Below are 22910 nucleotides of genomic sequence, written 5' to 3'. Positions count from 1 at the left end.
GATCGCCGAGGACGAACTCGCGGTCCCGGACACCGGAAGGGTCCGGGACCGTCGAGGCGAAGACGGGATCAGAGTCCCGACCGGGCCTTCACCCGGCCCTGGTCCACTGCGTCGTGCAGTGCCTGCAGGTCGCGCTCGGTCCGGTCCGCGTAGGCCACCGCGAAGGACGCGAGCGCCTCGTCGAACTGGTCGTCCGTGCCGAGATAGGCCGCCAGCGCGATCCGGTCGCCCGCCCGGGCGTGGGCGTAGGCGAGGACCCGCGCGCACAACCGCCCGTAGAGCTTCAGGCCCTTGGGCACCATCTCCTCGATCACCGCCGAGCCCTTACCGTCGCGGAGCTGACGGATGTAGAAGTCCCGGTCCACTCCGTCGGCGCCCGTACCCCGCTGCCAGCCGAGGAAGATGTCGCTCGCGGACTGCATCAGGCGCTGACCGTTCACGACGCGTTCGCCCTCGTTGCGGAAGGACGGCCCGTCCACGTAGTACGACAACACCGAACGCTGGGCTTCCTTCGCCTGCAGGAACAGCGGATCGTCGTCGTCCACACCCCGCAACAGGAGGATCCACGCCCGCGTGCCGACGCTTCCCACTCCGACGACCTTCCGCGCCGCCTGGACCAGTTCGAACTGTTCGAGAAGGACCCGGCGGTCCCACTGCAGCGTCGCCCGGTACGACCGGACGCGACCGTACAGCTCGTCGTAGATCGCCTCGGCATCGAGATCGGCGAAGACCTCTTCGACGGGCACGATGAGCGGCGGATCGCTGATGATCCGCCGGTGACCGTCGATGACGGTGGTCAGCTTCTCCAGTGCCTGGAGACTGTCGCGCCGCGAGGCCTTGTCGAGCGCTTTCCGGGTGCGTTTCTCCATCCTCGCATCCAGCACGCCGCCCGACTCCGCTATCTCGACCGTGGGATCGAGATGGGAATACCGCACCGCCAGATTTCCGAGTTGCGCCTGCCTGCACATGGTCTCGCGATACTCGGCCGCACATGCCCGGGTGATCTTCCGGCATTCCTTCGTGGTGAACCCGTTGTCGCGACCCGCGATCTCGAGGCTTGCGACCAGGCGTTTGACGTCCCATTCGAACGGCCCCGGATACGTCTCGTCGAAGTCGTTGACGTCGAAGGCCGTCCTCCGTTCCGGAGTCGCGAACAGGCCGAAATTGCTCGCGTGGGCGTCGCCGCACAGCTGTGTGTGCAGACCGCTGTCGGGCGTGCGCGACAGATCGTCGGCCATCACCAGCGCGGCACCGCGGAAGAACGCGAACGCCGATGTCGCCATGCGGCCGTATCGCACCGGGACGAGCTGGGGGACGCGGGACTGCGCCTGGCTCTCGAGCAGCGCGATCGGATCCCGGGACGACTCCCCGAGATCGGCCAGCGACTCGACGGGAGTGACCCTCCGAGCGGCGAGGCCGTTCCGCACCCGCTGTTCGCGGGTCGGATGCACGACATGTCCGTCCGTGACCGACATGGGTCCTCCCACAGGGATCTCGCCGGAGCGTGGGCCTACATCGTAGGCAGGCCCGCGTCCCCGTGGGAGCGAAACGGCGTCAGGACCGCGACAGCACCAGTCCCGAGGTCGGAACTCCCGTTCCTGCCGTGACCAGGACGTGGTCGACGTCGTCGACCTGGTTGACCGCCGTGCCGCGGATCTGCCGGACGCCCTCGGCGATGCCGTTCATACCGTGGATGTAGGCCTCACCCAGCTGACCGCCGTGAGTGTTGATCGGCAGCCGCCCGCCGACCTGGATGCCGTCGGCGACGAAGTCCTTGGCCTCACCGCGTCCGCAGAATCCGAGTTCTTCGAGCTGCATGAGCACGTACGGGGTGAAATGGTCGTAGAGGACGGCCGTCGCGACGTCCTGCGGTCCGATGCCGGCCTGTTTCCACAACTGGTCGCCGACGATGCCCATCTCGGGCAGTCCTGCGAGCCCGTCCCGGTAGTAACTGGTCATGATGTACTGGTCGGGCCCGCTCCCCTGTGCCGCGGCGGCGATCACCGCGGGGGTCTGCTTCAGGTCCTTCGCCCGCTCGGCGCTCGTGACGACGAGCGCCACGCCGCCGTCTGACTCCTGGCAGCAGTCGAGCAGGTGCAGCGGCTCGGCGATCCACCGCGAGTTCTGGTGGTCCTCGAGCGTGATCGGTTTCCCGTGGAAGAACGCCTCGGGATTGGTTGCCGCATGAGCGCGGTCCGCAACGGCCACGGCACCGAAGTCGGCACTCGTCGCACCGGAGACGTGCATGTAGCGTTGCGCGACCATCGCGACGAACGAGGCCGGGGTGCTCAGCCCGTGCGGGTAGGAGAACGCGTTGTCGGTGCCCGACGAATTCACCTGCGCGGCAAGTGCGGTATTGACCTGACCGTAACGCGCCCCGGATCGTTCGTTGAATGCCCGGTAGGCGACCACCACGTCGGCCACGCCGGTCGCGACGGCCATCGCCGCCTGCTGCACCGTCGCGCACGCCGCACCGCCGCCGTAGTGGATGCGGGAGAAGAACTTCAAGTGAGGTATCCCCACCGAACGGGCCACGGCCACTTCGGTGTTGGTGTCCATCGTGAACGAGACCAGGCCGTCGACGTCGGCCGGGGTGAGCCCCGCGTCGTCGAGGGCGGCGCGTACCGCTTCGGCGGCGAGACGGAGTTCGCTGCGGCCGGAGTCCTTCGAGAAGTCGGTGGCGCCGATGCCGACGATCGCCGCTGCACCCGACAGGCCGCTCATGCGGTGCCTCCGATCACGAAAGTGGCTGTGGCCGTGATGTGTTTTCCCAGACTGTTGGTGCCGGTGACGTCGACGGTGACCAGTCCGCCCTCGACGGAGGCAACGGTGCCGGAAAGGGTCAGGGTGTCGTAGGCGTACCAGGGCACACCCAGCCTCAGCGAGATCGACTTGATCACCGCCCGGGGTCCTGCCCACTCGGTGACGTAGCGCTGCACGAGTCCGGTGTCGGTGAGGATGTTGACGAAGATGTCCTTCGATCCGCGTTGCTGCGCCTTGTCGCGGTCGTGGTGCACGTCCTGGAAATCGCGGGTGGCCAGGGCCGTCGACACGACGAAGGTCGGATCCGCGTGGATCGTCGAAGTGGGCAGGTTCTCGCCGATCGTGACGGTCGGGGCGCTCACACGTCCTCCTCGAGAGACTTCCAGGCGTACAGCGTCCACGCTTCTCCCCCGGTCTCGTCATCGCCGGGGAAATCGAGATAGGTGGCTTCCACCGGCATTCCGATCCGTACCCGCTCGGGATCGACGCCGCGGAGTTCACCGAGCATCCGCACCCCTTCGTCGAGTTCGACGAGGGCGACGACGAAGGGCAGCTGCCGTCCCGGCACCTTCGGGGCATGGTGGACGACGAAGCTGAACACCGTTCCGCGACCGGAGGACACGACGTAGTCGGTGGTCTCGGACTTGTCGAGCCAGAGCGCCGGGACGGGTGGGTGCTGCAGCGTGCCGTCGGGGCGTCGCTGGATGCGCAGTTCGTGGGCCGAGATGCCCTCCCAGAAGAACTGCGTGTCGCGGGAGACGGACGGGCGGAGCAGCCGTGCGGGGTCGAGATCGTCGGGAACCGACGGTGCCCGGCCGTCGGAGGACGACGCCTCCTCCACCTTGGTCGGCGGTGCGAACTTCAGTATGCGGAACAGCATTTCGGCGACGACCTCGTCGCCGACCCTCCACAGGTTGCGGGTGGTGAAGAACCAGCCCTCCCCCAGGCCGGTCTTCTTCGGGCCGACGACGTCCTCGAGGGTGGATTCGATCGTCACCTGTTCGCCGTGCCGCAGGTAGCGGTGGTAGATCTGGTCGCAGTTGGTGGCGACCACCGACGTGTATCCGGCGTCGTCGAGGATCTGCGTCATCCGGCCGAGCGGATCGTCCTTCTCCCGTTCGGCGCCGAGACCGCGCATCGTCCACACCTGCGCCATGGCGGGCGGGGCCACGAGACCGCCGTGACCGGCGGCGATCGCCGCGGATTCGTCGGTGTAGATCGGATTGCCGTCGCCGATCGCCTCGAGCCAGTTACGGATCATCGGCAGATTCACCGGATCGCGGCCGGGCCGGGGTGCGGACGAGCCGTCGCTCCGCACCTGTTCGGCCGCCCGCAGGATCTCCTCCGGGGTGCTTCCCGGAACGTCACGTGTCACCGAATTCTCCTGCGTCACCGCGGTACCCGCGGCATGCCCAGTCCGGCCGTCGCGATCAGTTCGCGCATGACCTCGTTGACGCCGCCACCGAAGGTGATGACGACATTGCGTTTGGCCATCATGTCGAGCCAGCGGAGCAGCTCGGCGGTGTCGTCGTCGGCGGGGTCGCCGAAGGCACCGACGATCTCCTCGGCCAGAAGCCCGACCCGCTGGATCCGCTCGGTGGCGAACACTTTGGTGGCCGAGGCGTCGGCGATGTCGACGGCGTCGTTGCTGCTCGCCGCGACCTGCCAGTTGAGCAGTTCGTTGAGCCGCCAGGTCGCGTGGATCTCCCCGAGTGCGCGTCGCACCTCGGGACGGTCCTGGAGTTCGTGCGCGCGGACCCACTCGACGAGCCGGTCGTAGATGCCCGCCACGCGACCGGCCGGTCCGAGCATGACGCGTTCGTGGTTGAGCTGGGTGGTGATGAGCTTCCAGCCCTTGTTCTCCTCGCCGACGAGCATCTCGGCCGGAACACGCACGTCGCTGTAGTAGGTGGCGTTGACGTGATGGGCGCCGTCGCAGGTGATGATCGGCGTCCAGCTGAAACCCGGGTCCTTCGTGTCGACGATGAGCACGGAGATGCCCCGGTGACGCGAGTCGGCGGGGCCGGTGCGGACCGCGAGCCAGATGTAGTCGGCGTCGTGCCCACCGGTGGTGAAGATCTTCTGTCCGTTGACGATGTAGTGGTCGCCGTCGCGCACCGCGGTGGTGCGCAGTGCGGCGAGGTCGGTGCCGGCCTCCGGCTCGGAGTACCCGATCGCGAAATGCACCTCGCCGGCGAGGATGGCGGGCAGGAACTTCCGTTTCTGCTCGTCGGTGCCGTAGACCTGCAGCGTCGGGCCGACGGTCTGCAGCGTGACGCTCGGCAACGGGACGTCGGCCCGGACGGCCTCGTTGGCGAAGATCTGCTGTTCGACGTCGCCGAAACCGTGGCCGCCGAACTCCACCGGCCAGCCGACGCCGAGCCATCCGTCCTTGCCCATGCGGCGGACGACCTCGCGGTAGGTGGGCCCGTGCCGTTCGGTACGCATGATCGCGGCCTCCTCCGGGGAGACCAGATTGCCGAAATAGCGGCGCAGCTCGGCCTGCAGCGCGCGCTGCTCGTCTGTCAGATCGATGAACACCGGGCCCCCACGAGGTCGAGTCGGTACGAGGCGCCGCCGAGCAACCGGGCGAGGTCCTTGGCGGCCGACGAATACTTGTGCAGTGGATAGGTCTCGTCGACACCCACCCCGCCGTGCAGATGGTGCAGCACACGCACGGCCGGAGGCAGTTCGGCCGCGATCCAGTACGCGGTGACATCGAGATCGTCTGCCGCGTCGAGACCTTCGGACAGGCGCCACACCGACGACAGTGCCGCGACGTGCAGGGTGCGCGCGGTGACGTAGACATCGGCGATCTGCTGCGCGACGGCCTGGAAGGTCGCGAGCGGTTTGCCGAACTGGTGCCGTTCGCTGACGTGCTTCGCGGTGAGCTCGGTCGCCCCGGAGAGCAGTCCGTCCGCGAAGGCCGCCACAGCGGCGAGCACGATCCGATGGAGGGTCGCCACGGCGTCGGCACCGGACTCCGCGAGCAGGACACCGACGGCGCCGTCGGCGCGCAGCGAGAACTCCGGGGAGCCGGTCGAGGTGGGGCTCGGACGCAGGGTCACGCCGGTGGCGTCGGGAGCCACCGCGACCACACCGGCATCGGTGGGCAGGAGCACCAGGCGCGCCCGATCGGCATAGGGCACGGCGACGAACGACCCGGTGACCGCGTGACCCCCGTCGGTTCGGACGGCAGTGGCGGCCGGCTGTTCCGGGAAGGCGCGGCCGGGTTCACCGAGTGCGGCCGTCAGGACGGCTCCTTCCGCGACGCCGGCGAGCAGTTCGTCCTGCTGCTGCTCGGAGGCGAGTGCGAGGATCGGCAGCACGCCCAGGCCGAGGGTGGCCAGGGCCGGCGTCTGCGCCGCTCCGCGTCCGACCTCGGTGAGCACCGTGGCCACTTCACCGAGCCCGAGCCCCGATCCGCCGAGCCGTTCGGGCAGGGCGAGCGACAGCAGGTCGGCGTCGGCCAGCGCGGCCCACAGCGCTTCGTCGGCGAGGCCGCGTTTCAGGAGACCGGCCGCCACACCGGCGATCTCCTCCTGTGTCTCGTCACGTGCGAAGTCCACCGTCACCCACCTTCGATATAGAACGTGTTCCAGTTGTAGCATTCCCGGGCGTCCGGCGGAAGGACTCCTCAGTCGCGCGGCAGCCCCAGGAGCCGCTCGGCCGCCACGGTCAGCAGAATCTGCTCGGTTCCACCGGCGATCGTCAGGCACCGGGTGTTGAGGAACTCCCGGGTGAGCGGTCCTTCCACCCACCCGGCCTCGCCCGCGAGATCCATGGCGAGTTCCGCGGTGTCCTGCCGTTGCCGCACGCCGATGAGCTTACGGACGCTCGACGCGGCGCCGGGATCCTGTCCCTCGAGCTGTGCGAGGGTGGCACGCAGATCCAGGAGCGAACCGACCGTCGCCTCACCGATCTGCGTCGCGATGCGGTCCTCGGCCACAGGATCGTCCGACGCCGACAGAGCGAGCAGCTCTTCGATGTGCGGGCCCAGCGACGACTTGCCGCCCATCGCGACGCGCTCGTTGGCGAGGGTCGTGCGGGCGAGTTTCCAGCCGTCGCCGAGTTTCCCGACCACGCACTCGTCCGGCACGAAGACCGAATCGAGGAAGACCTCGTTGAACAGCGCGTCGCCGGTGATCTCGCGCAGCGGCGAGATCGTGATACCCGCGGACTTCATGTCGACGAGGAAGTACGTGATGCCCTTGTGCTTGGGGACATCGCGGTCGGTGCGGGCGAGGCAGAGCGCCCAATCGGCCTGCTGAGCGAGCGAGGTCCACACCTTCTGCCCGCGCAGCACCCATCCCCCGTCGACCTTCTCGGCACTCGTGCGCAGTGCCGCAAGATCCGAACCCGCTCCGGGTTCCGAGAACAGCTGGCACCACACCACGTCGCCGCGCAGGGTGGGCATCACGAACCGTTCGATCTGCTCGGGCGTGCCGTACTGGAGGACGGTCGGCACCGCCCACCAGCCGATCACGAGATCGGGGCGTTCGATACCGGCAGCGGCGAGTTCCTCCTGGACGACGAGCTGCTCGGCGGCGCCGGCTCCCCGGCCGTAGGGCGCCGGCCAGTGCGGTGCGAGCAGACCCGACTCGGCGAGAGCGACACGCTGCTCGGACTCGGGCGCGGCGGCGATGCTCTCGATCTCCGCGCGGATCCGTGCCCGCTCCTCCTCGTGCCCGGACAGGTCGATCCCGAGATGACGACGCGCGCCGCCGCGGACCAGGGTGGTGAGCCGTGACCGCCACACGGTGGAGCCGCCGAGTACCTGCCGGGTGGCGACCGCGCGGCGAAGATAGAAGTGCGCGTCGTGCTCCCACGTGAAGCCGATGCCGCCGAGCACCTGGATCGCATCCTCGGCCGTCCGGACCGCGGCGTCGAGCGCGATCGCCGCAGCAGCGGCCGCCGCGATCGGCAGTTCGTCGGGCTGCGAATCGACAGTGACCGCTGCGTCCCATGCCACGGCCCGGATCTTCTCGGTCCGGCAGAGCATTTCGGCACAGATGTGCTTGACCGCCTGGAACGCGCCGATCGGTTTGCCGAACTGCTCACGGATCTTCGCGTAGTCGACGGCGGTGGTCAGCGCCCAGCCGGCGAGGCCGGCCAGTTCCGCGGCGGCAAGACCGGCGGTGAGGTCGCGCACGAAGCCGGCCGGGACGGTCGCGACACGGCCTGCCGGGACGGTCGCGCCGTCGAACCGGACACGGGCCACCGCGCGGGAGGCGTCGATGGTGTCGAGCGGCTCGACCTGCAGACCCGGATCGTCGGCCTCGACGAGCGCCCAGCGTTCGATGTCCGGGGCTCCACCGGCGGATTCGACGGCCGGATCACCATCACCCCCGAGACGCACGAGCACAGCGATCCCGGCTTCGGCGCCCACGGCCGGCCCGGCCTCGCCCCGCAGCACGAATCCGTCCCCTGCCGGTTCGGCGGCCACGGCCGAGTCGAGCGCGAGCGCGGTGGGGACCTCGCCCTCGGCGAGTCGCGCCGTCGTCTTGGCGACAGCCTCTCCGGCCCGGCCGAACACGAGAGCCGCCACGGCAGTCGTCAGGACGGGGCCGGGCGCGAGTTCGCGGGCGGCCTGTTCGAGCATGACGGCCAGGTCCACGGCGGTCGCTCCGACGCCGCCCGCGTCCTCGGGGACGGCGACACCGAAAAGTCCGAGTTCTGCGAGGGACGACCAGCCGTCGCGCCACGTCGCGTCGCCTGAGCGACGTATCGTCGAGATGGGGTCGACGGTGCGTGACCAGGCCTGCACGGATGCCTGGACGGCTCGCTGCTCCTCGGTCGTGGCGATACTCACAGCGGTTTCCGCCCTTCCGAATGACATCATTGCTAGAACGTGTTCTAATATGACACCGATTCGGAGTCAAGGCGTGAGGAAACGAATTTATGGCCACCCCGTCCCGCTCCCGTGCCAATGGACACGGAACTCTGACCGCCCTCACCGAGGACGATCTCAGTTCCAATGCCCAGAAGGAACGGCGTAAGCGGATTCTCGACGCCACCCTGGCGCTTGCGTCCAAGGGTGGATACGAGGCCGTGCAGATGCGGGCAGTGGCCGAACGAGCGGACGTCGCCGTCGGCACCCTCTACCGGTACTTCCCGTCCAAGGTGCACCTGCTGGTCTCCGCCCTCGGCCGTGAATTCGCCCGTATCGAGGGTAAGGGCCGCATCCCACCCGGCCACAGCCCGCTCGAGCGTATGCACCTGGTCCTGAGTCTGATCACCAAGGCGATGCAGCGCGATCCCCTGCTCACCGAAGCCATGACGCGGGCGTTCATGTTCGCCGACGCCTCGGCCGCCGCCGAGGTCGATCAGGTCGGCACCCTCATGGACCGGCTGTTCGCGCGGGCCATGAACGACGGCGAGCCCACCGAGGAGGAACTCGCCATCGCGCGTGTCATCAGCGACGTGTGGCTGTCCAATCTCGTCGCCTGGCTCACGCGCCGTTCGTCGGCCACCGATGTCGCCCGCCGGCTCGAACTGACCGTGGATCTCCTGCTCGGAGACGGCTCCCGCGCCCCGAAGACGGTCGCCTCGGGAGTATGAGACTCGGGAGTACGAAAGTTGCTTCCCGGTCTTCTGTAACCGGAAACACGCACTCGGAAGGCCGACGGGGTCCGACTCCCGCCCGACTCTGACCTAACGTGGTTCAGGTGAGTGCCCACGATCTTCCGATTGACCTTCGACGTGCTCTGGTGGCTGTCGCGCGGACGCCCCGTCTGCTCGTGGCGACCGACTACGACGGCACCATCTCCCCCATCGTGAGCGACCCGGAGAAGGCCTACCCGCACGACGATGCGGTGCGGGCGCTGCGGGGCCTCGCCGCTCTCCCGTCGACGTCCGCGGCGGTCATCTCGGGTCGCGCCCTCAAGGATCTCGCCGCCCTGTCGCGGTTGCCGGTCGAGGTCAAGCTCGTCGGCAGCCACGGTTCCGAGTTCGACATCGGATTCGTCCACGAGATCGATCCCGAGGCCAGGGACCTGCTCGCCACGATCGTCGAGGGACTGGACGGCGTGGCGTCCCGGTTCACCGGCGTGCGGGTGGAGGTCAAGCCTGCGAGCGCCGCGCTCCACGTGCGCAACGCCGCCCCTGGCGACGCCGAACAGGCCCTCGACCTCGTGCGGAACGATCTCGCTCTCCGTCCGGGCGTGCAGGTGACAGAGGGCAAAGCCGTGATCGAGCTGTCCGTGGTGCCCACCGACAAGGGCAAGGCCCTCGGCGTCATCCGGCATCAGGAGGCCGCCACCGCGGCGGTGTTCTTCGGCGACGACGTGACCGACGAGAAGGCCTTCCGTTCCCTGCAGGGTCCGGATGTCGGAGTGAAGATCGGCGACGGTGACACCGCCGCCGAGTACCGCGTCCGCACCAGCGAAGAGGTCATCGCGGCGCTGGCGTTCCTGCTCGAGGAACGTCGTACGTGGCTGTCGGGTGCCCACGTCGCCCCGATCGAACGTCTGACGATGCTCGCGAGCCCCCGTTCGAAGGCGCTCGTGACCCCCGACGGCGCGATCACCTGGCTGTGCCACCCCGATCCCGATTCCGCCGCGGTCTTCGCCCACCTGCTCGGTGGCGACGCCGCCGGTCACTTCTCCATCGGTCCGACCCGTCAGGCGCTGCCGCTCAGCCAGCGTTACGTCGACTCGACGATGACGGTGGTGACCCGGTGGGCGTCGCTCGCGGTGATCGACTATCTCCCGCACGACGTCGAGACCGGCCGCACGGATCTGACCCGTGTGATCACCGGGCGCGCGAGCGCGGTGGTGACCTTCGCGCCGCGACCGGAGTTCGGCCAGGGCCAGGTGACCCTCGAGGTCGAGGACGACGGCATCCGCGTGATGGGCTTCAACGAGCCCTACGTGCTGCGCTCTCCCGGTGTGCGGTGGGACATCACGACCGACGGGGTGCACCAGACGGCCCACGCCGTGGTCGACCCCAGCGAGAACGACATCATCCTCGAATTTCGTTGCGGCACGGATGATCTCGACGAACATCCGGTGCCGGAGGTCGAACGCCGGGCGCAGTCCGAGGCCTACTGGCACACGTGGGCGTCGCGCCTCGAACTCCCGCCGCTCAAGCCCGACCTCATGAAGCGTTCGGCGCTCACCCTGCGCGGGCTGGTCCACGGGCCGACGGGTTCGATCCTTGCCGCGGCGACCACCTCGCTCCCCGAGGAGATCGGTGGGGTCCGCAACTGGGACTACCGCTACTGCTGGCTGCGCGACGCCGCGCTCACGGCGCAGGCGCTCGTGCGGGTCGGATCGCTCGAAGAGGCCGAGAACTACCTCGACTGGGTCCACCGTGTCCTCGAGACCGTCCCCGGCCCCGAACGCCTGCACCCGCTGTACACGCTCGCCGGCGGGCCGCTTCCGCCCGAGGCCGTGCTCGACTCGCTTCCCGGTTACGCCGGTTCGCGGCCCGTGCGTATCGGCAACGCCGCGAACCAGCAGGTGCAGCTCGACGTGTTCGGTCCGATCGTCGACCTGATCGCCGACCTCGCGCACAGCCGCGAGGAAGGCGGCGCGCCCCACGATCAGGCCCTCACCGACCGCGACTGGGAGCTCGTCTGCTCGATGGTCACCGCGGTGGAACGGCGCTGGTTCGAGCCGGACCACGGCATCTGGGAGATCCGCCACGCACCCCGTCACCACGTGTACTCGAAGGTCATGGGGTGGCTGACCGTCGACCGGGCGCTGACGCTCGCCGAGAAGTTCGGCCGGACCGCCGGTGAGGGGTGGGCGGCGCTGCGCGACGAGATCGCCGACGAGGTCACCGAGAAGGGCTGGAACGACGACGTCCAGTCGTTCACCTCGGCCTACGACGGCACCGATCTCGACGCGGCCACCCTGTTCATCGGCCTCACCGGACTCGTCGACCCGGAGGACGAGCGGTTCCGGGCGACCGTGGCGGCCACCGAACGGGAGTTGCGCAGCGGCGCGACCGTCTACCGCTATCACAGCGACGACGGCCTGCCCGGTAGCGAAGGCGGCTTCCACCTGTGCGCGGCGTGGCTCGTGGCGGCCTACCTGCTGATCGGGCAGCGCAACGACGCCGAAGCACTGTTCGCGCAGCTCGTCGCCGCAGCCGGACCGACCGGCCTGCTCAGTGAGGAGTACGACCCGGTCGCGGAGCGTTCGCTGGGCAACCACCCACAGGCGTACAGCCACATCGGTCTGCTGCGCTGCGCCCAGCTGCTGTCGGGGGCGAAGCCGATGGGCGAGCGGACCCGCTGACACCCTGCGGCCGGCGACACTGCCCTATTCCGCGTACCACTCGCTCTCGACCCGGCCCGAGGTGGCGCCGAACCACAGTTGGGTGCCCAGGGTCTCGAGTGCGGGTACACCGGAATGCGACGGGGCGGCGAGGAGCAGTTCGCCGGCGCGCCGCCCCTTGTCCTTCTGCGGTTGCCGCACGGTCGTGAGACCTTCGCGCATCGCTTCGTCGATGCCGTCGAATCCGGTGATCGACAGGTGCCCGGGCACGTCGAGACCCATCTGGTTGGCCCATGCGAGCGCGCCGAGCGCGAGTACGTCGGTGGTGCACACGAGCGCGGTGATCCTCGGGTTGACCCGCATGATCTGCGCTGCGGCGGACATGCCGTCCTCCGCCGTGTGGGTGTAGCGCTCGACGACGGTGAGCGAGTCGGGGGCCAGGCCCGCAGCGCTCATGGCGTCCTGGACGCCGCGGATGCGTTCTCGCTGCACGTGGAAACCGCCGGTCCCGAGGGTCGACAGATCGACGACCCCGTCGTGTCGTTCCCGGCCGAGGCGCATCGACAACATGCCGATCTCACGGTGGCCGAGCTCGACGAGATGGGCCGCGAGATCGCGCATCGCCCGCCGGTCGTCGATGCCCACCACCGGGGTGTGCTCGAGTCCGCGCGGCTGGTCGCACGCCACGACCGGGAGGTGCCGTTCGAGTACGGCCGCCAGATAGGGATCCTCGGCAGGGACCGAGTACACGACGAAACCGTCGACGGACGACCGGTGCACGACCTGTGCGGCCTCGTCGTCGGTGCGTCCGGGTCCGGCGGGGATGAGCAACAGCCCCTGCCCCGCCGCCTCGCACGCCTCGGACAGTCCCGACAGGAAGCTCATGGCGGCGGGATCCCGGAAGGAGTAGCTCAACGCTTCGGTGAGCAGGACCCCGACCGCTCCGGCCTTGCGGGTACGCAGCGACCGCGCCATCGGATCCGGTCCGGCATATCCGCGTCGCTTGGCAACTTCGAGGACACGCTCACGCAGTTCGGCGGACAACTGATCGGGACGGTTGTACGCGTTCGAGACCGTGGTGCGGGAGATCTTCAACTCGGCGGCTATCGACGCCAGGGTCGCCTGTCGGCGCGGCTGACGAGACCTGGACATGAGAGGACCGTAGTCCTGTGTCCGTGCTCACGACCACTCAGGGATGGTGGGAGGGTTTCGCGCCGTCCGCTAAAGTGGAACGGTAACGGTTACCAATAACGTTTGGGTCGGTCGCTCGGTCGTTCCGGACCCCGTTCACCGAAGACCGCCGATCCTCAGGAGAAGAACTGTGCGACTGTCCTCCCGCACGGCCCTCGCAGCCGCTGCCGTAGCCTGCGCGACCACACTCGCCGCGTGCGGCACCGATACCTCCGGCGCCGACGACGACGCGATCAGCGTCGTCGCCTCCACGAACGTGTGGGGGTCGATCGCGCAGGCCGTCGCCGGAGACCGCGTCGAAGTCCGCTCGCTCATCACCGAACCGAACGCCGACCCGCACTCCTACGAGGCCAGCCCCCTCGACGCCGCGGCGATCAGCGACGCCTCGCTCGTGGTCTACAACGGGGGCGGCTACGACCACTTCGTCGACGACATCCTCGACGCGAGCGGCGAGAAGCCGGCCGTCGTCGAGGCCTTCGCCCTGTTCGAGTCCGGCGCGTACTCGGATCTGCATGCCGGGCACGATCACGGCAACGAGGATTCGGCCGAGAATGATTCGGATACAGCAATTTCCGATGATCATTCGCACGAGACCGGAGACGGTCACTCGCACGAGGGCCACGACCACGGCGGCATCAACGAGCACGTCTGGTACGACCTCGCGACCGCCGACGCCGTCGCGCACGCGGTCGCCGACCGGCTCGCCGAACTCGATCCCGAGGGTGCCGCCGTCTACGAGACCAACGCGGCAGCATTCCACGAGAATCTGCACTCCGTGGCGGATGTCGTCGACAGGATCGCCGACACGCACGGCAACGCTCCCGTCGCTCAGACCGAGACCATCGGTCACTACCTCGTCTCGGCCGCGGCACTCGACGACGTCACTCCCCCGGACTTCACCAACGCCATCGAGAACGGCACAGATCCGTCCCCGGCGGCGATCGCGGCGACGCGGCAACTGCTGGTCGACAAGCAGGTTCGCGTCCTGATCTACAACCCGCAGACCGAGGACCGGATCAGTCGCGAGATGCGCACGGCAGCAGAGTCGTCGGGCGTCGCGGTGGTCGAGGTTTTCGAAACCCTGCCCGACGGTGTCGACTACATTCAGTGGCAGGCCCGGACCGCCGAGACCCTCGCCGCCGCGCTCGAGACCGCCTCCTGACCATCCGATCGAGAACACGGACTTCGGTGACACCTCCTCCATCCGACCGCACACCCACCGTCGAACTCCGCGATGCCCGGCTGGCATTCGGAGATCGCGTCCTCTGGGAAGGTCTCGACCTCGTCGTCGAACCCGGCGAGTTCCTGGCGGTGCTCGGACCCAACGGTGCCGGCAAGACATCGCTGCTCAAGGTGCTGCTCGGCCAGCTCCCGCTCACCTCGGGAACGGCGACGATCGCCGGGCAGCCCGTCCGAACCGGGAACTCCCACGTCGGCTACGTACCGCAGCAGAAATCACTCGACGAGGGCGTACCGCTCCGGGGACGCGACCTCGTGGGCCTCGGTATGGACGGACACCTGTGGGGCACCGGCCTGCGGACCCGCCGGCGCCGCCGCGTCGCGGTCGACGACGCGATCGCCCAGGTGGGCGCCGAGTCCTATGCCGGCGCCCCGATCGGCACACTCTCCGGCGGTGAGCAGCAGCGGCTACGTATCGCGCAGGCCCTCGTGGGCGATCCGCGGGTGCTCCTGTGCGACGAACCGTTGCTGAGTCTCGATCTCGCCAACCAGCACCTGGTGTCGTCGCTCATCGACCGCCGCCGCCGCGACCACGACACCTCCGTACTGTTCGTCACCCACGAGATCAACCCGATCCTGCCACTGGTGGATCGCGTGCTGTACCTCGTCGACGGCCAGTTCCGCATCGGCACTCCCACCGAGGTGATGACCTCGCAGGTGCTCTCCGAGCTGTACCGCACCGACGTCGAGGTGCTCGAGATGCGCGGACGCCTGGTGGTGGTCGGCACCGGAGACGCCATCGACGCGCTCGGCAGCGCCGGCGGACTGCGCCCCGGGGAAGGCGTCCACCACGATCACGAGGACCACGAATGAGCAGCAAGTTCACCGACGCCCTGGGCCGGATGTTCGACGTGGAGACCACCGTCGAACTCCTGCAGTACGACTTCGTGCAGCAGGCGCTGGTCGCCGGCGCGATCCTCGGCCTGCTCGCCGGCGTGATCGGCCCGTTGATCATCAGCCGGCAGATGGCGTTCTCGGTGCACGGCACCTCCGAGCTGTCGCTCACCGGCGCCGCCGCGGCGCTCATCGTCGGGGTCTCGGTGGGGCTCGGCGCCGTCGTGGGTGCCGTGATCGCCGCGATCCTCTTCGGGGTCCTGGGAACACGTGCACGCGAACGGGACTCCGTCATCGGTGTGGTGATGGCCTTCGGTCTCGGCCTGGCCGTCCTGCTGCTGTGGGCCTACGACGGGCGCACCGGTGCCGCCTTCTCGTTGCTCACCGGCCAGATCGTGGCACCCGGTGGCACCGGCATCGCCCTGCTCGCCGCGTGCGCTGCCGTCGTGATCCTCACGCTGCTGGTGATCTACCGTCCGCTGCTGTTCGCCAGCACCGACCCGGAGGTCGCGGCCGCCCGCGGCGTCCCGGTCCGCGCGTTGTCGATCGTGTTCGCGGTACTCGTCGGTGTCACCGCCGCCCTCGGCGTGCAGATCGTCGGGGCACTGCTGGTGATGGCGTTGCTCATCACCCCCGCCGCCGCGGCGGCACGCGTGGTCAGCGGACCGCTCGCCGCCACCGTGCTGTCGGTGGTCTTCGCGGAGATCTCGGCGGTCGGCGGCATCCTGCTCGCACTGGCGCCCGGCGTGCCGGTCTCGGCCTTCATCACGACGATCGCGTTCGTCATCTACATGGTGTGCCGCGTGATCGGCACCGCCCGCAGCCGGCGGGGCTCCGGACGGGTCGCCGCAGCTGCCTGACCGACGCGAACGCGATCGTCCCGTCGACCTGGTATCCGCTCGGTGGTGCGAGCACGGGCACGGTGTGCGATCCCGACGCCGGGTGCTCGGCCGGCGCGGGCTGTACGTGCTCGACGGCGCCTAGACTCGGGACGTGACCCGCATCGATCTCAACAGCGACCTCGGCGAGAGTTACGGCCGGTGGCGTCTGGGCGACGACGAGACCATGCTCGACATCGTCACCAGCGCCAACGTGGCGTGCGGATTCCATGCCGGCGACCCGGCGACCCTGCTGAGCACCTGCCACGGCGCCGCGAAGCGCGCGGTGCGGATCGGCGCCCAGGTCGGATACAACGACCTCGCCGGCTTCGGTCGTCGCTTCATCGAGGTGCCGTCCGCGGATCTCACCGCCGAGATCATCTACCAGATCGGTGCACTGGACGGGCTCGCGCGAGCGGCGGGCTCGTCGGTCGGCTACGTCAAACCCCACGGCGCGCTGTACAACGCGATCGTCCATCATCGCGAACAGGCCCGGGCCGTCGTGGACGCGGTGCGCGCCTACGACGCCTCACTGCCCGTCCTCGGGCTGCCCGGCTCCGTCTTCCTCGAGGAAGCCGGGCGGGCCGGTCTGAGGGTCGTCACCGAGGCGTTCGCCGACCGCGCCTACACCTCCTCCGGGACGCTGGTCTCCCGGCGCGAACCCGGTGCGGTACTGCACGATCCGGACGAGATCGCCGAGCGGGTCCTGCGCATGGTCACCGAGGGAGTGGTCACCGCGATCGACGGGAGCGACGTCCGTGTGGGAGCGCAGTCGGTGTGCATCCACGGCGACTCCCCCGACGCCACGGCGGTGGCCGTCGCCGTCCGGCGCCGCCTCGACGCCGAGAACATCGACATCCGGGCGTTCGTGTGAACGCCGGGACTCCGCGAGGTACACCGATGAGGATCATCCGCGCCGGGGACAGCGCACTGCTCGCCGAGTTCGAGTCCCTCGACCAGGTTCTCGGCCACTTCCGGGCGCTGGACCGGGAGCGGCCCGGAGGCGTCGTCGATCTCGTTCCGGCGGCTCGGACGCTGCTGGTGAGCTTCGATCCGTCCGAGACGAACGTGCAGGTCGTGCACCGGTGGATCGCCACCACCCCACCGTTGCCCGAGGGCGCCACCACCATCGAGGAGGTGACGCTCGAAGTCCGGTACGACGGAGCCGATCTCGAAGAGGTCGGTGAGTCGACCGGCCTGGGCGCCGACGGCGTGGTTGCCGCACACACCGGCAGCCTCTGGACGGTCGCCTTCGGCGGATTCGCGCCCGGCTTCGCCTATCTCACCGGTGGGGACCCGCGGTTGCACGTGCCGCGCCGCAGCTCGCCGCGCACCACCGTGCCGTCCGGCGCAGTGGGGCTCGCAGGCGAGTTCTCGGGCGTCTACCCACGGCAGTCGCCGGGTGGGTGGCAGCTGATCGGAACCACCGACGCCCCGCTGTGGCAACCGGATCGAACCCCTGCGGCACTGTTGCGGCCGGGACACACGGTGCGCTTCGTCGCGCTCTGATCCGCTCGCTCGGCCTCGGTTCCACTGCGCCGTTGCGCTCGGTCCCACTGCGCCGTTGCGCTCGGTCCCACTGCGCCGTTGCCCTCAAATACCCAGCACGGTCTTCGCGATGAGGAAGTAGATCACCAGGCCGGTCGCATCGACGAAAGTCGTGATGAACGGGTTGGAGAACACCGCAGGATCGGCGCGAATCGATTTGGCCACCAACGGCATCGCACCACCGACCGTGGCCGCGAGAGTGCAGGTGCTCACCAGCGTCAACCCGATCACCGCACCCACCGACGAGTCGTAGACCAGGGACGTCAGGACGAACGCGACCGTTCCCAACAGAACTCCGAGGGACAGACCCACACGGAACTCGCGGGCGATCACCCCACCGATGTCGCGCGGTGTCACGTCGTCGAGTGCCAGCGCGCGGGTGACGGTGGTGGCGGCCTGATTTCCGGTGTTCCCGCCGGTGCCGATGATCAACGGCACGAACAGCGCGAGAGTGACCACCTGGTCGAGGGTCGACTCGAAGACCTCGAGGACCTGGACCGTGAGTGTCGCGCCGAGCGCCAGGACGAGCAACCACACCACCCGTGAGCGCACCAACTGCCCGACCGGTGTCGCGAGATACGGCCGGCGCAGCGGCTCGGTACCACCGATCCGGGCCTGATCCTCGCTGTCGGCGACCTCGAGGATCCGAAGGGCGTCGTCCACGGTGAGGATGCCCACCAATCTGGTCTCGCTGTCGACGACGATCAACGCCAACAGCTCGAGTTCGGCACATCGGCGCGCGGATTCCTCTGCATCGTCGGTGACGCGGGCCCAGTACGGTTCGTTCATGATGTCGGCGATCACCGTTCCCGGCGACGCCCTCATCAGCGCGCGCAGGCCGATCACACCCACGAGCACACGCCCGTCGTCCACCACCGGCAGGGTGTACACCGTTTCCGCGTCGTCGAGGCGACGACGTACGGCGTCCATCGCCTCCTCCGCGGTCATGTCCTGACGCAACGACACGAAGGCCGGACTCATCCGACGGCCGATCGCACGCTGCGGATAGCCGAGAATCGTGGAGGTCATCTCCCGCTCGTCCGGCGGCAGTCCGTGCATCAGCGACGAGGCGACCGTGGCGGGGAGCTCGTCGAGCAGTTCCACCCGGTCGTCCGGTTCGAGGCGGGCGAAGATCGCGGCCACCTGATCGTCGCGTAGACCGCGAACCAGTTCGCTCCGCATGCTCGGATCGAGATGTTCGAAGACCTCGATCGCACGGTCCTTGGCCAGAAGCCGGTAGAGCACCGCCCGGTCGGTCCGGCCGAGCCGTTCGAGCACGTCGACGACCTGTTCGACCTTCAGTTCCGCGACGGCGTCGTGCGCTGCCGGAAGATCGTCGGCCTCGAGGGCCTTCTCGACGAGTCTCGTCGTCGCACGGACGTCCGCTTCCTCCATGCCCGGCACCTCCGTCCTCGATCATCTTCAACCTATCCCGTCCTTTCGGTAGAAGTTCGGCCGGGCAAACGAACGCGGTGGGTGAGAATGAACGTCGTGGCGTGGTTCGAGGTGATCTCCGGCGGAATGCTCACGACGGTGCAGGATCGCGGACGTCCCGGTTACGGCTCCTCGGGGCTCACCCGGTCCGGTGCCGCCGACCGACGCGCGCACGACGCGGCGAATCGGCTCGTGGGCAACCGGCCGGACGCCGCGACACTCGAGGTGACCGGCGGCGGTCTCGTCGTCCGCAGTGTCGGCGAGACGACCGTGGCGGTGACAGGTGCCCGCGCCGACGTGACCGTGTGCAATCGTCCGGTCGGCGACTGGGCGCGCATCGCCCTGCGGAACGACGACGTACTGCGGATCGGCCTGCCGAACGACGGCCTGCGGATCTATCTCGCCGTGCGCGGCGGCATCGATGTCCCGGAGGTGCTCGGCAGCAGATCCACCGACACCTTGTCGAACACCGGACCGTCACCGGTACGCACCGGCGACCGGCTGCTCGTCGGCGCGATGTCGGCCGGCCTGCCCGACGAGGAACAGTTCCCACCGCCGCCACCGATGGGCGATCCCGTGGAGATCCGGGTGCGGCCCGGGCCGCGCGACGACTGGTTCACCCCCGGATCACTGCGTGCCCTGTTCCACGAGACCTGGACGGTGACACCACAACTCGACCGGGTGGGCATCAGGTTCCATGGCCCCGGCCGCCTGCACCGGGCACGGCACGAGGAGATGCCCAGTGAGGGCATGGTTCCGGGGTCGCTGCAGATACCGCCGGACGGGCACCCGGTGCTGTTCCTCGCCGACCATCCCGTCACAGGCGGCTATCCGGTCGCCGCGGTGGCGATCGCCGCCGACCTGCCCGTCGCGGCGCAACTGCGTCCCGGGCAGCGGGTGCGGTTCGTACCGGTCCGGTGATCGGCCGGTCCTGCGAGCGTCAGATCCGGGACCGGACGGACGGATCGGTCTCGTCCGTCGGGTCGGCGGTCGTCACCCGTCGCACGAAGGTGATCGCCTCGTCGAGTGCGTGTTTCGCGGGCGGCGAGATACCCGGCAGGCTGAGATAGCCGTGCACCGTGCGGGGGTAGTCGGTCTCCGTCACGTCACCCCCCTTGTCCCGCAACGCCGACGCATATCGAACGGCGTTGTCGCGCAACGGGTCGTGTCCTGCCACTTGCACGAGGGCGGGCACGGCGGCACCGGCGAGCGTGCCGCGTAACGGTGCCGCGGTCGGCGCATACGGGTCGGCTCCGGCGAGATAGAGACGCACGAACGCCCGCATGCCGCGGGAGGTGAGTACCGGAGCGTTCGCGAACTGCCGCTCCGACGGGAACTCCTCCTCCATCTCCGTCGCCGGATAGATCAGCACCTGGCCGACCGGCAGCGGACCGTCCGACCGCCCGGCCACATCGGCGACGACGGCGGCGAGATTGCCGCCGGCGCTGTCGCCCGCGACCACGACGCGGGACGGATCACCGTCGAACTCCGCAGCGTGCGCGACGACCCACCGGAACGCGGCCCAGCAGTCCAGTACCGCCGCGGGATACGGATGCTCGGGGGCGAGCCGGTAATCCACCGACACCACCACGCACGGGGTCCGCGCGGCCGTGTGACTCGCCCACCATTCGTTCTGCTCCGGATTGCCGAGCACCCACCCCCCACCGTGGAACAGCAGAACGACCGGCAGCGGGCCGCTCACACGTGCGGAGGGTCGATAGATCCTCAGACGGGTCCGGACCGGCGAGTCCTCGGCTTCGAGGTCGTCGATCGCGTCGTGCTCGAGATCGACCCACCGGTCCTCGATCCGCACGCCGGGATGCGGCCGGCCCGAGATCAACCGGCCGACCGGAGACGCCAGCAGTTTCGCGCGCGCAGTACGGCGTGCGGGAATCTCGTCGACGCGGGCGTCGGCGATGGACTTGCCGGTGAAGCGTTCGAGGAACGCGAACACCGTCGTACGGAACGGCAGAGAGGCGGCCACGAGGACAGACTAGGCCCTCGTGGGGGTAGAACCGGCCGACTCGGTCGGGCCCGGCGCTGCCGCGTAGTCGGTCAGGCCCGGCGCTGCCGCGTAGTCGGTCAGGCCCGGCGCTGCCGCGCGATGTCGGCGAGCACCACACCCGCGGCGACGGACGCGTTGAGCGACTCGACGTCGCCGGCCATCGGGATCGACAGCACCGCGTCGCAGGTCTCGCGCACCAGGCGCGAGAGTCCCTTGCCTTCGGAACCCACGACCACGACCACGGGATCGGTGCCGTCGAAATCGTCGAGGTCGGTGTCGCCACCCGCATCGAGACCGACGACGCGGACACCCCGGGACTGCCAGTCCTTGAGAGTGCGCGTGAGGTTGGTGGCACGCGCGACGGGCAGCCGCGCTGCGGCTCCGGCGCTCGTGCGCCACGCCACCGCGGTCACCGACGCCGAGCGCCGCTGCGGGATCACCACACCGTGCCCGCCGAAGGCCGCGACCGACCGGATCACGGCACCGAGATTGCGCGGATCGGAGATGTTGTCGAGGGCCACGAGCAGCGGCCGCTCGTGATTCTCCGCGGCCCGGGCGAGCAGGTCGTCGGGATGCGCGTAGCGGTACGGCGGCACCTGGAGACCGATGCCCTGATGCATCCCGTTGGCCGACAGGCGGTCGAGTTCGGAACGCGAGACCTCGAGGATCGAGATGCCCATCTCGGCCGAGCGTTGCACGGCTTCCTTGAGCCGCTCGTCGGACTCCGCGCCGAGGGCGACGTACAGAGCGGTCGCGGGGACACCGGCACGCAGGCACTCGACGACCGGGTTGCGGCCCAGCACCATCTCCGGGCCGTCCTCGGCCTTGCGACCTGCTGCGGGGCGACGACCGCCGCCGCGAGGATCTGCGGCCTTGGCCGCGGCCCGGGCACGCCGCGCGGCGGGGTGGTAGGGCCGGTCCTCGGCCTTCGGGGTGGCACCGCGCGCTTCGAGGCCGCGACGCCGCTGCCCGCCGGACCCGACGACCTGGCCCTTCTTCGTGCCGCCCTTACGAATAGCGCCGCGACGCTGGGAATTGCCTGCCATCACTGTCCTGCTTTCAGAGACCACTCGGGTCCGTTGGGCGTATCGGTCACTTCGACCCCCGCAGCTGCGAGACGATCCCGCACCTCGTCGGCCACCGCCCAGTTCTTCTCGGCCCGGGCGGTCGTGCGGCGCTCGAGATCCGCGCCGACCAGGACGTCGAGGGCCGCGAGCGCGGCCGATCCGGAATCGTCGGTGGAGCACCAGTGCTCGTCGAGCGGGTCGACACCGAGGATGCCGAGCATGCTCCGGATCTGCGACGCGATCTGCACGGCCGCGTCGAGATCGCCGTTGTCGAGCGCCTTGTTGCCTTCGCTGCGCTTGCGGTGGATCTCGGCGAGCGCCTTGGGCACACCGAGGTCGTCGTCGAGTGCTTCGGCGAAGGCGTCCGTCCAGGCACCCACGGGTACCTCTCCGGCCCGGTCGCGGGTCTTGAGCACGAACGACTCGAGCCCCCGGTAGGCCGCCGCCGCTTCGGCGAGCGCGTCGTCGGAATACTCGAGCATCGAACGGTAGTGGGCGCTGCCGAGGTAGTACCGCAGTTCCTGCGGGCGGACCCGGGCGAGCACGTTGGGGATGGACAGCACGTTGCCGAGCGACTTCGACATCTTCTCGCCGCCCATCGTCACCCAGCCGTTGTGCAGCCAGTAGCGGGCGAAGCCGTCGCCGACGGCGCGGGACTGGGCCATCTCGTTCTCGTGGTGCGGGAAGACGAGGTCCATGCCTCCGCAGTGGATGTCGAAAGTGCCCC

The 22910-nt window shown here is 69.2% G+C and carries 20 protein-coding genes; 8 read left to right on the top strand and 12 right to left on the bottom strand.

Translation table 11 applies throughout. The features are described from left to right. Positions 1-68 precede the first annotated feature (68 nt). The 7 genes from R1101_RS0103540 to R1101_RS0103510 form a co-directional block, all read right to left on the bottom strand. A complete protein-coding gene (locus R1101_RS0103540; RefSeq protein ID WP_016932114.1) occupies positions 69-1475 on the bottom strand; it encodes a DUF2252 domain-containing protein in 1407 nt (468 codons plus the stop codon). A 79-nt stretch (positions 1476-1554) separates the two neighbouring features. Further along, the gene (locus R1101_RS0103535; protein WP_016932113.1) at positions 1555-2724 is read right to left on the bottom strand and encodes a lipid-transfer protein; all 1170 of its coding nucleotides are present in this window, start codon (positions 2722-2724) and stop codon (positions 1555-1557) included. After that, positions 2721-3125, bottom strand: a complete 405-nt coding sequence (locus tag R1101_RS0103530; RefSeq protein WP_016932112.1) for a MaoC family dehydratase — start codon at positions 3123-3125, stop codon at positions 2721-2723. The genes R1101_RS0103535 and R1101_RS0103530 overlap by 4 nt, the downstream gene beginning before the upstream one ends. Beyond that, positions 3122-4138: a bifunctional MaoC family dehydratase N-terminal/OB-fold nucleic acid binding domain-containing protein gene (locus tag R1101_RS0103525; RefSeq protein WP_026002837.1), complete on the bottom strand. Its 1017-nt coding sequence runs from the start codon at positions 4136-4138 to the stop codon at positions 3122-3124. Before R1101_RS0103525 ends, R1101_RS0103530 begins: the two co-directional genes overlap by 4 nt. Before the next feature lie 14 nt (positions 4139-4152). Beyond that, positions 4153-5304: an acyl-CoA dehydrogenase family protein gene (locus R1101_RS0103520; RefSeq protein WP_016932110.1), complete on the bottom strand. Its 1152-nt coding sequence runs from the start codon at positions 5302-5304 to the stop codon at positions 4153-4155. Further along, entirely contained in the window at positions 5289-6332 is a 1044-nt protein-coding gene (locus tag R1101_RS0103515; RefSeq protein ID WP_016932109.1) for an acyl-CoA dehydrogenase family protein, read from the bottom strand. Before R1101_RS0103515 ends, R1101_RS0103520 begins: the two co-directional genes overlap by 16 nt. A 68-nt stretch (positions 6333-6400) precedes the next feature. After that, positions 6401-8575 (bottom strand): acyl-CoA dehydrogenase, encoded by a 2175-nt coding sequence (locus R1101_RS0103510; RefSeq protein WP_016932108.1) that lies wholly within the window; start codon positions 8573-8575, stop codon positions 6401-6403. Positions 8576-8664: 89 nt separating this feature from the next. Here R1101_RS0103510 and kstR point away from each other — a divergent pair, with 89 nt between their 5' ends. After that, a complete protein-coding gene (kstR, locus tag R1101_RS0103505) occupies positions 8665-9324 on the top strand; it encodes a cholesterol catabolism transcriptional regulator KstR (protein WP_016932107.1) in 660 nt (219 codons plus the stop codon). Between the two features lie 107 nt (positions 9325-9431). Next, entirely contained in the window at positions 9432-12008 is a 2577-nt protein-coding gene (gene otsB / locus R1101_RS0103500) for a trehalose-phosphatase (protein WP_026002836.1), read from the top strand. Between the two features lie 24 nt (positions 12009-12032). Here the strand turns inward: otsB and R1101_RS0103495 are convergent, their stop codons facing one another. After that, positions 12033-13139, bottom strand: coding sequence for a LacI family DNA-binding transcriptional regulator (locus tag R1101_RS0103495; protein WP_026002835.1), 1107 nt, complete (start codon positions 13137-13139; stop codon positions 12033-12035). Between the two features lie 169 nt (positions 13140-13308). Here R1101_RS0103495 and R1101_RS0103490 point away from each other — a divergent pair, with 169 nt between their 5' ends. From R1101_RS0103490 to R1101_RS0103470, 5 genes are all read left to right on the top strand, one after another. Beyond that, complete coding sequence (locus R1101_RS0103490) at positions 13309-14340, top strand: metal ABC transporter solute-binding protein, Zn/Mn family (RefSeq protein ID WP_016932104.1); 1032 nt, start codon at positions 13309-13311, stop codon at positions 14338-14340. Positions 14341-14366: 26 nt separating this feature from the next. Further along, entirely contained in the window at positions 14367-15230 is an 864-nt protein-coding gene (locus R1101_RS0103485; protein ID WP_016932103.1) for a metal ABC transporter ATP-binding protein, read from the top strand. Further along, positions 15227-16111, top strand: a complete 885-nt coding sequence (locus R1101_RS0103480; RefSeq protein WP_016932102.1) for a metal ABC transporter permease — start codon at positions 15227-15229, stop codon at positions 16109-16111. The genes R1101_RS0103485 and R1101_RS0103480 overlap by 4 nt, the downstream gene beginning before the upstream one ends. 133 nt (positions 16112-16244) lie before the next feature. After that, positions 16245-17003: a LamB/YcsF family protein gene (locus tag R1101_RS0103475; protein WP_016932101.1), complete on the top strand. Its 759-nt coding sequence runs from the start codon at positions 16245-16247 to the stop codon at positions 17001-17003. 26 nt (positions 17004-17029) lie between these two features. Continuing rightward, positions 17030-17638: a 5-oxoprolinase subunit B family protein gene (locus tag R1101_RS0103470; protein ID WP_026002834.1), complete on the top strand. Its 609-nt coding sequence runs from the start codon at positions 17030-17032 to the stop codon at positions 17636-17638. Between the two features lie 84 nt (positions 17639-17722). Here R1101_RS0103470 and mgtE read toward each other — a convergent pair whose 3' ends face one another. Beyond that, positions 17723-19072, bottom strand: a complete 1350-nt coding sequence (gene mgtE / locus R1101_RS0103465) for a magnesium transporter (RefSeq protein ID WP_016932099.1) — start codon at positions 19070-19072, stop codon at positions 17723-17725. 87 nt (positions 19073-19159) lie between these two features. Between mgtE and R1101_RS0103460 the strand changes: the two genes are divergently transcribed. Then, entirely contained in the window at positions 19160-20032 is an 873-nt protein-coding gene (locus R1101_RS0103460) for a biotin-dependent carboxyltransferase family protein (RefSeq protein WP_016932098.1), read from the top strand. A gap of 19 nt (positions 20033-20051) precedes the next feature. On the opposite strand, the gene R1101_RS0103455 is transcribed toward R1101_RS0103460, so the two are convergent. The 3 genes from R1101_RS0103455 to R1101_RS0103445 form a co-directional block, all read right to left on the bottom strand. Then, complete coding sequence (locus tag R1101_RS0103455) at positions 20052-21095, bottom strand: alpha/beta hydrolase (RefSeq protein WP_016932097.1); 1044 nt, start codon at positions 21093-21095, stop codon at positions 20052-20054. Between the two features lie 98 nt (positions 21096-21193). Then, positions 21194-22162, bottom strand: a complete 969-nt coding sequence (rlmB, locus tag R1101_RS0103450; RefSeq protein WP_016932096.1) for a 23S rRNA (guanosine(2251)-2'-O)-methyltransferase RlmB — start codon at positions 22160-22162, stop codon at positions 21194-21196. Continuing rightward, positions 22162-22910: DALR domain-containing protein (locus R1101_RS0103445; protein WP_016932095.1), on the bottom strand; the 749-nt coding region annotated here is incomplete at its 5' end. The genes rlmB and R1101_RS0103445, both read right to left, overlap by 1 nt.

This window comes from Rhodococcus sp. R1101, assembly GCF_000278445.1.
Taxonomy (GTDB): Bacteria; Actinomycetota; Actinomycetes; order Mycobacteriales; family Mycobacteriaceae; genus Rhodococcus; species Rhodococcus gordoniae.
This window is presented reverse-complemented; position numbering and strand designations above follow the sequence as displayed.